Below are 11,005 nucleotides of genomic sequence, written 5' to 3'. Positions count from 1 at the left end.
AGCGCCAGGACCATCCGGATGCCCGTCGGACCCTTGATTTTCACCGCCGCGGCATCCAAACATCATTATTAAGGAGCTTTCCATGCTTTCTCGTCGTCAGCTTCTCGGCTCGGCCGCTGCCGCCCTTGCTGTGAGCGCCGCCTCCGTTCAGGCCAAGCAGAAGACGCCGCTGCCGAAGTCGGCCGTGAGCGCCAGCCGCCGCGTCCTCATCCAGTCGAGCTCGCGCTACCACACCTCGGGCTACCTCGACTTCGCGGGCGATCAGTACGAACGCTTGTTCGGCACCGAAAAGCACGAAATCCTCTTCATTCCGTATGCCCGCGTCGCCGGCAGCTTCGACGGCTATGAAAAGCAGGTTCAGGACGCCTTCAAGCCCTTCGGCCACAAGATCGTTTCGATCCACCGCTTCAAGAACGCGCAGGAAGCCGTGAAGAAGGCCGAAGCCATCGCCGTGGGCGGCGGCAATACGTGGGCGCTCGTCACCCGCATGTACGAAGCCGGCATCATTGACCTGATCCGCGACCGCGTCAACGCCGGTCTTCCCTACTGCGGCTGGTCCGCGGGCGGCAACGTCGCCTGCCCGACGCTTCGCACGACGAACGACATGCCGATCGCCGAACCGCCGAGCTTCAACACCTTCGGCTTCATCCCGTTCCAGACGAACCCGCACTTCATCAGCGGCGGCACGGCCGGTCTCAACAACGAAACCCGTGAAGACCGCCTCGAAGAGTTCCTCTGCTACAACAAGGACGAAGAAGTGATCGGCCTGCCGGAAGGCACGGCGCTCCTCCTGACGGGCGAACACGACATTGAAGTGCTGGGGCCCAAGGATTCGGAGCCCCTTTACTGGTTCCGTCAGGGCAAGGACAAGATGCAGCTTCAGCGCATCGCGCTCGGCACGAAGTTCGACGCGCGTCAGATCGTGCCGGGCGGCAAGATCTAAGCGCAATCGGCCGATGCCGGTGCGTCCGATGACGAAGAATCGCTTCGTTGCGACGCTTCCCGGCTAAAGCGCCATTGAAGAGGAAGGCGCACTGCTCCCAAGAGAGCATGCGCCTTCTCTTTTGCCTTTCATCAAGAAACGAGCGTCCGTACGCCCGGCCGGATGGGCTCAATTCGCTCAGAGGTTCTTCGCAGCACCTTCACCCGCAGCGGCGGGTCTGCCGAGCTTCTTTTCGAACCAATCGACCACCAGATCAATCACGGGCTGCTGGAACCAGACGAGGCCGCCGTGGTCGGCGTCTTTGTAAAGCTTGTACTCGACGTCCACGTTCTTCGCGCGCAGCAGTTCGAAAATCTTCGCGCTCTGCTTCGGGCTCACGAGCTTGTCGCCCGAGCCGTGCAAGAGGAGGAAGGGCGGCTCGGTGCCGTCCACGTGACCGACCGCACTCGCGTGATCCGCGGCCTTCGGATCGTCAAAGATGCTTTTCCCGGGATTCGTATTGAAGGCCGGACCGTGTACGAGGAGCGCTTCGGTGACGGCGGGCGAAAGATGCACGTCTTCGATCGCCTTGCCCAAGCCTTCGCCGATCGAGCGCAGATCGGAGATGCCGTAAAGCGAAACGACAGCTTGAACGTCGGACGAAGCCTCGAGGAAGTCGCCCTTATCCCACCCCTTCTCGCCCGACGTGGTGCCGAGCATCTGCACCAGGTAGCCGCCCGCGGAGTCGCCGATCACGCCGATGCGCGCGGGATCGATCCCGTATTCTTCGGCGTGCGCGCGCAGATAGCGAACCGCAGCTTTGCCGTCCTCAACGAGCGCGGGAAATTTGTTGGGCACGACGCGGTACTCGGCCGCAGCCACGACGAACCCCGCGCGAGCGAGCGCGTAGCGCATCTCGGTGAACTTTTCATGGTCGGCAGACGTAAAGCCGCCGCCCGGGAAGTAAATGATCGCGGGCTTTTTCGCCGTATTGCGGGGCACCATGAGCGACATGCGAAGCTGTCGGACGGCACGCGTCGAGCGGATCTGGCTGTAGATCACGTTCGAAATCGTGTCGATGCGGCCTTCGGTTACCTGCGCTTCAAGGACTTGGGCCCCTTCGGTCCAGCCGAGAAGATCGCTCTCCTCGGCATAGACGCCCGTAGACATGCAAAAGGCTGCGAGCACGGCCGCAGCAAGGGATGAGATTTTTTTCATTTTTGTGTCTTCCGATTCCAGGAATCAAAAAAATCGGTCGTTCGAAAACGACCGATCGATTGTAGACCGTGGCTGGAAGACATTTCGCGCCTTGATGGAGAGCTTAGCGTACGCGCCGCCGATCGATTGCATGCCGCTCGCGCATCAGGGCGTCGTAGAGCCCGGGGTGCGTCGTGCGGTACGCTTCGAACTTGCTTTCTTTGTAGACCTCAACGGCCGCACGGGCCGCTGCTCGCTTAGCAGTGTTTTTTGCGCTGGCCCACGCCGAGAAAAGACGCTGGTAGTGCGGATCGTCCTTGAGAAGCATTTCTTCGATGAGGCCGTCTCGGGCCGACGTTGCGGACACCATGAAAAACTCCTTTGCTTCGTGAGCTTCGGGCTTTTTCGAGGGAAGGACGCTTGAGGAGAACGGTGTCCGCCCCCCGAAAAAGATCCGCCGGTCCGAACGAGCTGCTCGCTCGGACCGGCAGCCGGAGAAACTCTGTTTTCTGCGTTCTTTAGAACTGGTGATCGATGCCGAATTCGAGCATCGTGCGGTTTTCGGCGCTCGCCTTTTCGTTCGACTTGTCGATCAGACCGCCGCCCTGGGCGTAGGACAAGGCGCTGTAAAAGAGCGTGCGCTTGCTGAGCGGATACGTGTAGCCGATCGAGTAGATCTGCTTGTCGTAGTCTTCGCCCGACAGTTCTTCTTCACCGTCGAGGTACTGAATTTCGGCGCGGAAGGTACCGCCCGCAGCCGGCGCCGTCACGCCGACGAGATAGGCCATCTTCTTGAAGTCGCCGGAAATCTCGCCCGCGCTCGCGCCCGTGGCGTAGCTGAAGTGTTCGGAGTACTGCGCCGCAAAGAAGGGCTTCACGAACCCGAAGTCGTAGTTGATCGCGAAGTTGACGAGGAGCGGATCATCCTTTTCGCGATTTTCAACCGTGTTGGCGAGGACCAATCCGCCAACGCCGGCACCGACAAAGAGGTTCGGAATGCCGCGGTATTCAAAAGCTGCAGCCCAGGGGCGCGCGTTCTTCGACCATTCGGGCACGTAAATATTGTTGCCTTCGCCGTCGAGCGTGCTGTCCGTAAAGGCGAACTGGAACTTGGCGTTGAAGCCCGCCACGCGCGGCGTCATGTAGAGAATCGACTTGTCGACGGTACCGAGGTCGGCCCAGGTGCCGACAAGGCTCGCATCAGTGAAGCCCGTTTCAAACGGTTCGTACCAGTCGAGCGAACTGTAGCTGCCCATGCCGCCCGTAACGGTGCCGATACGCCCGAAGGCGAGCGTGCCGTAGTCGTCATGCACGAGCGAGAGCGACGATTCGCGACCGAAGAGACGGTTCGTCGACGTGCTGTTCCATTCGCCCGTCGAAGAGTCGAACGCGTTTTCGAGCTTCACGACAACGCGAAGGGAATCGGTGAGCGTTTCCTGCGTAAGAATGCCGAAGCGCGAACCCGCGAAAATGCCGCTCTTCATCTGAACGGAGCCGTTTTCGCCGCTTCTGCTCGGCTCGGAAATGGAAATGCCGGTGTCCATGCGGCCGTACACAGTGACTTCGGCCGCATTGGCCGTGCCGAAGGCTGCTGCGGCAGCGAGCACTGCCGCAGCAAGACGGCAAGCATTGAATTTGTTCATTTCAATAGAATCCGTTTTTGTTTCCGCCGGCCCGATTGCCTGACTCCATAGTGCCTTTTCCTTCAATCCCAAAAAAGAGCGCCGAGCGGCCCGATCCTCCGCGGACCGTTCGGCGCAAACCCGAAGAAGGCAATCGGTTCGGTGCCAAAGGGACGATCGCTGCGTCCCTTCGGGAGAGAGTTGTCTGACGACTCGGTCGTCAGCGTGTTCCTGTCTTAGTGGGCGGCTTCACGCTCGCATTCGCAGCAGCAGCCTTCCTTGGCTTCGCACGCAGCTTCGCGTTCAAAGACGCGCTCGCCGCGACGGTAGGCGGCATCGATGCGGACGCGGTCGATTTCGTTGGGCGCCACCGTGAAGAGGTCTTCGGAGAGGACGTTGAAATCCGCTTCGAAACCGCGGGCGATCTGACCGACGGGCGTTTCGTACGGGCAAAGGAGCGCGGCACGCTTCGTGTAGAGCATCAGCGCTTCGTTCACCGGAATCGACTCATCCGGATTGATCGAAGCACCGTTGTAGGCACGGCGAGTGATTGCCGCTTTGAGCGAAACGAAGACGTCGTCCGGATCGGCCCAGGTCGTCGCCGGCGCATCGGCCGAGAGCGCGAGTGCACGCATGTTTTCGCTGAAAAGCTTGAGCGGGTAAATCTGCTTGAACACTTCGGGCGTCAGGGCCTTTTCGTAGCCGTCGTACTCGGCAAAGCCGAAGATGATCTGCGTGGTGAGGCCGTAGTTCATCTTCGAAGCGTTCATCTGATCGAGCTGCTTCTTGTTGAGAAGCGTCACGTGTTCGAGACGAACGTTGGCGACCTGGCCGTCGAGCCACGGTTCCTTGTCGTCGAAGAAGTCGATGATGCGCTGGATGGAGCGGTCGCCCATCACGTGGATCGAGATCTGCAGGCGGTTGCGCTTGGCGTACTCGTAAGCGGCCTGCAGCGTTTCGATGTCGAGCGTGCACATGCCGCAGTCGTCGCTGCCGGCATAGGGCGTGCTCACCCAGGCGGTCTTGCCGGAGATCGAACCGTCGGCAAAGAGCTTGATGCCGGCCCACTTCACGCGGCCGCTGCGCTCTTCGGGCGTGCAGTCGCGCATGCCGTACGGGTCCTTGCCGCCCGTCCAGAGGAAATAAAGCGAGATCTGCATGTCGAGACCGGCCTTTTCCGCAGCGCGGAAGACTTCAAGCTGGTTGAGCGGATTGAAGAACACCATCATGTCGGTCGCAGCCACATAACCGCGCTCGCAGTAGTGCGCGTTCGTATTGGCAAGCGCACGGACCGCATTTTCAAAGTTGGGCTTTTCCATCACGCTGCGAACGGCGGCATTGGCGGCAAGCTCCGTGAGGACCCCGTTGGGCGAGCCGTCCGGGTCGCGACCGAAACGGCCCCCCTCGGGGTCCGGCGTGTCCTTCGTGATGCCCGCGAGTTCGAGCGCGCGGGTGTTGCAGATGCCCGAGTGGCAGTCGGAGCGAAGGACATAAACAGGCTGCGTCGTAGAAACGAGGTCAAGGTCGTGGCGCGTCGGCGTGCGATGTTCGTCGAGCTTCGACTCGTCGTAGCCCCAGCCCTGAATCCATTCGTCCGGGCCCTTGCCCGCGTTCGGGTGACGCTTCAAGGCTTCGATCATTTCCGAGATGCTGTGCACCTTCGGAATCGTGCAGGGAACCGCATCGATCGTGCCGGCAACGTACGAGGGGTGCGTGTGCGCGTCGATGAGGCCCGGAATGACGGTGCGGCCTTCGAGATTGATCGCGCCCTCTTCTTCGGGCGGATTCTGAAGGTTGCCGACCCAGCTGAACTTGCCGTCGACAACGCGGAAAGCGTTGACGAAGCTGTCTTCGTGCTGTGCGGTGAAAATCTTGCCGTTGTAGTAAAGCTGTTCCATTTCTTTGCCTCTCAGTTGGAATTTAACTCGTGCTTACCGAGGGCCTTGAGAGCATTGCATCCTCAAGGCGCTTGCAGCTTTTTGTGCGGGGCCCTCCGAGCGCGATTGCGTCTCTTTGGAAATGGAGGACCCGCTTGATTTGGGCTTATTCAGGAATTACTTGGCCTGATCGCCCGCGATGCTCGTGTTGCCGAAGCGACCGGTACGGATGTACATCCAGGTCATCATCACGAAACCGCCGAGGAACACGATGAAGGCGAGGTAGTTGGCGAGGTCGCCCGAACCGATAACCATCCAGTACGTGAAGACGAGGCCGATGATGGCGATGATCGTTTCACGCAGGAATTTCACCGGGTTCGTGATCTTGCGGCCGTCCGTGTAGAGCCAGTAGAGCTGTGCGAGGACGGAGAAGAAGTACGGGACACCGACGGTAACGCCCGAGAAGGTCACGATCTTCGAGAAGGCTTCCACACCGCCCGAGGTCGAGAGCGCGGCGATGACGGCGAGCGAAGCGAAGGCCGTCGCCGTGAGAACGCCCCAGTAGGGCACGCCGTTCTTGTTGAGCTTCTTGAAGGCGGGCGGGAAGAGATTGTTTTCAGCAGCAGCCTGCGGCACCGCGGAAGCGATCATCGTCCAGCCGTTGAGAGCACCGATACCGGAGATCACAGCGAAGGCAGCAACCACCTTGCCGGCCCAGTCGACGCCGAAGATGGCGTTGAAGGCGTCGGCGAACGGAGCGCCCGAGGTCGTGAGCGTTTCGTAGGGAACGATGCCGAGCACGGCAACCGTCACGAGGATGTAGACGGCCGCGCAGACGAGCGTGCCGATAACGGTCGCGATCGGAACATTCTTTTCGGGGTTCTTCACGCTAGCGGCAGCGATCGAAGCGCATTCGACACCGACGTAGGAGAAGGTCGCGATGGCGATCGAGTTCGAGATCGCGAACATCGTGGATTCACCCGACGGGTTCCATTCAGGCCAATTGCCGAATTCGAAAGCGTAGTAGATGCCGACCGTGCCCAAGAAGATCATCGGGATGAACTTCAGGACCGACGTAATCACCTGGAACTTCGCCATCGACTTCACGCCCATCAGATTGATGAAGGCGGGCACCCAAAGGCCGATCATGGCGATGATGATCATCTGCGTCGGGTTCTGGCCCGGTGCCCAACCGAAGAGCGCCTGAACGTAGAACACCCACGAGAGAACGATGGCGGAGTTGCCCGGCCAAGCAGCGCACCAGTAGGAGAACGCGTTGAAGAAGCCGATGGCGTCGCCGAAGCCTTCGCGGGCGTAGGCGTAGGGGCCGCCCGCAGCCTGCGTGCGCTTACTGAGCGAGCTGAAAACGAGCGCAAGCGCGATGGCGCCCACCGTCGCAATGCCCAAGCCCACAAGCGAGGCCATGCCGAATTTGCCGATGGCGGCCGGCAGCGTAAAGATGCCCGTACCTATGATGCCGCCGACGATCATTGCCACGGCGCCCGGAAGCCCCATCTGACCGTTGTTGTTTGACATTTACCTAGTCCTTTCTAACCTGTTGGATGATGAGCTCGGCGGATTCCTGATCAGGAATCGTTGTCGAGCTCGATTCAGCGCTGTCGAATAGGAGTCTAGGTAGCCGCAACGTTTTGCAACAGGCGTCGTATCGGCGACTTATGAAACGCGTTCTAAAAAACGCAATGGACCGAAATAACTAGAGCGCTAGGCAAAAAGAGGCAATAGAGATTTTTGCGCTGGTGTTGAATCAGCTTGCGGCAGAGCGCTCTTCAGCCTTTTCGAATGGATTTGACGCGACGGCTTTGCACTCGTTTGAAACGAACAGTTCCGGGTTCTCTTTCTGCCACGAAGCGATCGAATAAAGCAGGCAGTCGGCGAAATATTGCCCTGCGGGCGTGAGGGGAATGCTGCTTCGCGTGAGATACGCACCGATCAGATCGGGGAGCATCAGTAGTTTTTCGAGCGGGCTCTCTTCAAAGCGCACGAGCTTCAAAATCCCCTTTTTCTCTTCCCTCTCCTCCTGAAGCGTCAAGGGCGCCACGCCGATCACGTCGGAGCTCGGATCGCGCAAGAGCTGATCGTGCTGCTCCAAGTCGCAGACCGTGATGTTGGTGGGCCAAGGCACGCCCTTTTTCACAAAGGTTTCGCCGATGCGGTTTTTTGCGTCTTCAAGGTTGTCAGCCGTGATCAGCCACTCGTAGCGGCTCACGTCGAGCGGATTTTTACTCTTGTGAATCGGGTGATCCTTGTGCGCAATGAGCCCCTGGCGAACGTTGAAGAGACGCTTGACGGCAAAGTTGTCGTTCGGCCAAACGAGCGTATCGGTGATGAGCGTCACGGCAAAGTCGATGCGCCCGGCCTGCAGCGCCGGGAGCGCATGCGCGTAGAGACCGTCGCGAATTTCAAGGTTCACGCGCTTAAAGCGGTTTCTGAAAAGATGAAAGGCCTTGGAGACAACGTGCGAGGGCAGAAAAGGCGAGACCGCAGCGCGCACCGTACCGACGTCGCCGCCGTTCATCTGCGAAATCGTCTCCTGCGCTCGGGAGAGCTCTTCCATGATGGAGGTTGCGTACGGCAAAAAAGCCTTGCCTTCGGCCGTGAGTTCGCCCGAGCCGCTGTTGCCTCGAATGAGAAGCACGCAATGGAGCTCTTCTTCGAGCTGCGCAACCGAGCGCGTGATCGCCGAAGGCGACAGATGAATGGCGCGGCCGGCGGCGCGAATGCCGCCGTAATTGATGATTGCCAAAAAGGCTTGAATTTGTCGAACGTTCATGCGTATTGGGTGTGAAGCGCGGTCGGCAGCGGCCGCAAACGCGGGCGCTCTAGCCCGCGATCTCTCCGAAAGTGCCGTCCGCAAACACGAAGCCCTTCGGGCGCTTGATCCCGAAGACTTTGCGCTTTGGGCGGATCGGTGCGACTCGAAGCGAACCGGCCCGTGGGGTCGATGCAGAACATTCGATGCCGCTAGCTCGAAACACGCCCAAAGCATTTGCGTGCGACGCGAGACGGCATGGTTAGCGAGATGGTACGGCATATTCTTTAACGTCGTGCGGAAAACCCGAACCTCTTTTTGGTACGCGTTCCAATATTTGCAACAAAACGTTTGACTTTTTCGATCGATGCCTGCCCGCGTCCGGCCAAATGCTTGACGTCGACAGCCTCGCTATTCGACCGCTTCCAGCGCGACCTTCAGACGCGTGCGGTCGACGAGAAGCCGGCGGCCGTCGCGCTTAAAGACGCCTTCACGACACCACTCCGAAATGCCGCGGCTCGCCATTTCGCGCGTCGTGTGCGCCATCATCGAGAGCGTCGAGATCGTAATCGGCCAAGGGAGCGGCGCGAAACCGGGTTCGAGGGGACGGGCTGCCGCCACAAAGAGCGTTTCAACGAGCCACAAAAGGCGCGCGTTCACGGACTGCAGATCGTTCACGAGGACGCCCTCGAGCTGACATTCGGACTTCGAGATGCAGTTTTGAAGCACGCGCATGCGAAGTTCCACAGGTTGCGAGGCGAGCCAGTCGTCAAAAACGTCGAGCGGAATCGTTTTCGTCCTGACGGCTGAGAGCGTCACCGCGCGCAGCTTCATGCGCCCGCCGCCGCGACGCAGTGCGCGAACAAGGCCGAGCGTCGTATTGGCGCCAAAGAGCCCGACGACGCGCGCAATGCCGACACCGGGCTCGGGAATGGTCGCCACGAGTCCGTTCTCAATAAAGTAGAGCCGCCGCTCCCGCCCGAAAGCAATGTCGGCGCCGACGGGGAAAAGCTCGAGCGCTCCCTCGGCGCGAAAGTAAGCCGCCACTTCGGGCTCGTCGACGCTCACGAGCCAAGGTCTTTCACCGTATACAAACGGCTGAACGTCCATGACCTTTTCACCTCCTTTAAGCAGTGCGACCGCAACGTGCGCTTTGGTTATCCACGTACCAAGTAACCCGAATTATCGCCAAGAATCGTTTCAGGCAAAATCCTCGACTTCCTGTAGACAATCGATTTCTAAGCCGAATGGACATCAGAGCGGCGATGTTCTCGATTGCCGAATCCTTGCGCTTATGCCATGAATTTGCGCCGTTTCTGCATCTTCTGCTTCATTGCCGCAACCGGTTTCGTCCTGCGCGCTCCCGTGAATGCTTTCGGTCCGATGGCCGATGCCTTGAAGTCGGCGCTCGGCATGGACGCAGGGCTCTTCGGCCTGATTGCAGGGACGCCGCTTTTGACGTTCGGCGTTTTCGCCTTCCTCTCGAGAGGCCTCGCAGGCCGTTCGCTCGCATCGATTGCCGCGCTCGCGCTCTCGGGCATCATCGCGGGTGCGCTGGTTCGCTCGTTACCCTACAGTGCAGCGGTTTTCGCGGGCACCGTCCTTGTAAGCGCCGCCATTGCGCAGTTAAACGTCATTCTCCCCGTCGTCATCAAAACCGCCTTCGCCGACAAAGCGCAGCTCATGACGGGTTTTCTTTGCACGATGATCGGCATTTCGAGCAGTCTCGGCAGTGTTGCGTCGGTGCCGCTCATCGAAGCGTTCGACGCCTGGCAGGCGCCTTTCCTCTTCTGGGGACTCGCGGCTTTGCCCGCCCTATTCTCTGCCGCAGCACTTGTCGGACTTCAGCATCAGACAGCTCCGGCATCGAGCAGTGCATCGGGCGAATCGATGACGACAAGCGCCCGCCGCCCATTCCCTTGGCGTCTGGGCTTCATTTTTGCGCTGCAGGCAACGATTTCGACGGTTTTGGCCAATTGGCTCCCCGCCGCGATGGCCGCGAGCGGCGCCTCCCTTGGAGAAGGCGCCGCGTTGGTCGCGCTATTTTTCCTTGCGACGGTGCCGGGATCCTTTGCCGCGGCATTTCTTCGTTCGGCCATGCGCCGGCCCGGCTTTCCCGTGCTTCTCTTCATGTTCTTCACCGCGTCCGTCGTCTTAATCGGCACGACATCCGATCCCGCGCTTTGGCGAGTCTTTGCCGCCGTCGCCGGCGTTGCGCAGGGCATTTTCATCACGCTTTCCTTCACGCTCCTGCAGACCGAGAGCCGAAGTGCCGACGAGGCCTTCCGGCTTTCAAGCCGTGTTCAGGGAGCGGGCTACTGCCTCGCGGGACTCGCCCCGGCCGCTGCGGCCGTGCTGATCGATCTTTTCGCCCGCTTCGCGAGGCTCGGCGCCCTCCCGGTCGTTCTCGGCACCGTTGCGCTTGCCGCACTCCTTTGGTGCATCCTTTTCACGCGGACCTTGCACGGCACGAAACGCACGCGCTGAAACCGGTCGCTACGCAAACGACTGCCGCTTAAGCATACCGACAAGCGCTCATTCTCTTCACACGAAGATAAAACGTCATTCCTTGAGCGAATCGCGCTTCTCTAAGGCATCCTCCCAATGTGGCGCATTT

General features: G+C 60.0%; 9 protein-coding genes. 2 read left to right on the top strand and 7 right to left on the bottom strand.

Annotated features, from left to right (window positions below; genetic code table 11):
- Positions 1–82: 82 nt before the first annotated feature.
- Positions 83–943: a dipeptidase PepE gene (gene pepE, locus H6A60_RS07300; protein WP_205102856.1), complete on the top strand. Its 861-nt coding sequence runs from the start codon at positions 83–85 to the stop codon at positions 941–943.
- Between the two features lie 177 nt (positions 944–1,120).
- On the opposite strand, the gene H6A60_RS07295 is transcribed toward pepE, so the two are convergent.
- The 7 genes from H6A60_RS07295 to H6A60_RS07265 form a co-directional block, all read right to left on the bottom strand.
- A complete protein-coding gene (locus tag H6A60_RS07295) occupies positions 1,121–2,140 on the bottom strand; it encodes an alpha/beta hydrolase (RefSeq protein WP_205102854.1) in 1,020 nt (339 codons plus the stop codon).
- Between the two features lie 103 nt (positions 2,141–2,243).
- Entirely contained in the window at positions 2,244–2,489 is a 246-nt protein-coding gene (locus H6A60_RS07290) for a hypothetical protein (protein WP_205102852.1), read from the bottom strand.
- A gap of 148 nt (positions 2,490–2,637) precedes the next feature.
- Positions 2,638–3,762, bottom strand: coding sequence for a porin (locus H6A60_RS07285; protein ID WP_205102850.1), 1,125 nt, complete (start codon positions 3,760–3,762; stop codon positions 2,638–2,640).
- 215 nt (positions 3,763–3,977) lie between these two features.
- Positions 3,978–5,639: an amidohydrolase gene (locus H6A60_RS07280; protein ID WP_205102848.1), complete on the bottom strand. Its 1,662-nt coding sequence runs from the start codon at positions 5,637–5,639 to the stop codon at positions 3,978–3,980.
- 156 nt (positions 5,640–5,795) lie between these two features.
- Complete coding sequence (locus H6A60_RS07275) at positions 5,796–7,154, bottom strand: amino acid permease (RefSeq protein ID WP_205102846.1); 1,359 nt, start codon at positions 7,152–7,154, stop codon at positions 5,796–5,798.
- A gap of 229 nt (positions 7,155–7,383) precedes the next feature.
- Entirely contained in the window at positions 7,384–8,409 is a 1,026-nt protein-coding gene (locus H6A60_RS07270) for a LysR family transcriptional regulator (RefSeq protein WP_205102844.1), read from the bottom strand.
- 390 nt (positions 8,410–8,799) lie between these two features.
- Entirely contained in the window at positions 8,800–9,498 is a 699-nt protein-coding gene (locus tag H6A60_RS07265) for a Crp/Fnr family transcriptional regulator (RefSeq protein WP_205102841.1), read from the bottom strand.
- Positions 9,499–9,687: 189 nt separating this feature from the next.
- On the opposite strand from H6A60_RS07265, the gene H6A60_RS07260 reads away from it, so the two are divergent.
- The gene (locus tag H6A60_RS07260; protein ID WP_205102839.1) at positions 9,688–10,875 is read left to right on the top strand and encodes an MFS transporter; all 1,188 of its coding nucleotides are present in this window, start codon (positions 9,688–9,690) and stop codon (positions 10,873–10,875) included.
- The last annotated feature ends 130 nt before the right edge of the window (positions 10,876–11,005 follow it).

This window comes from Sutterella massiliensis (genome assembly GCF_016899755.1).
Classification (GTDB): domain Bacteria; phylum Pseudomonadota; class Gammaproteobacteria; order Burkholderiales; family Burkholderiaceae_F; genus Sutterella; species Sutterella massiliensis.
The sequence above is the reverse complement of the archived record's forward strand: the minus strand, read 5'-3'. Positions and strand labels throughout refer to the sequence as shown.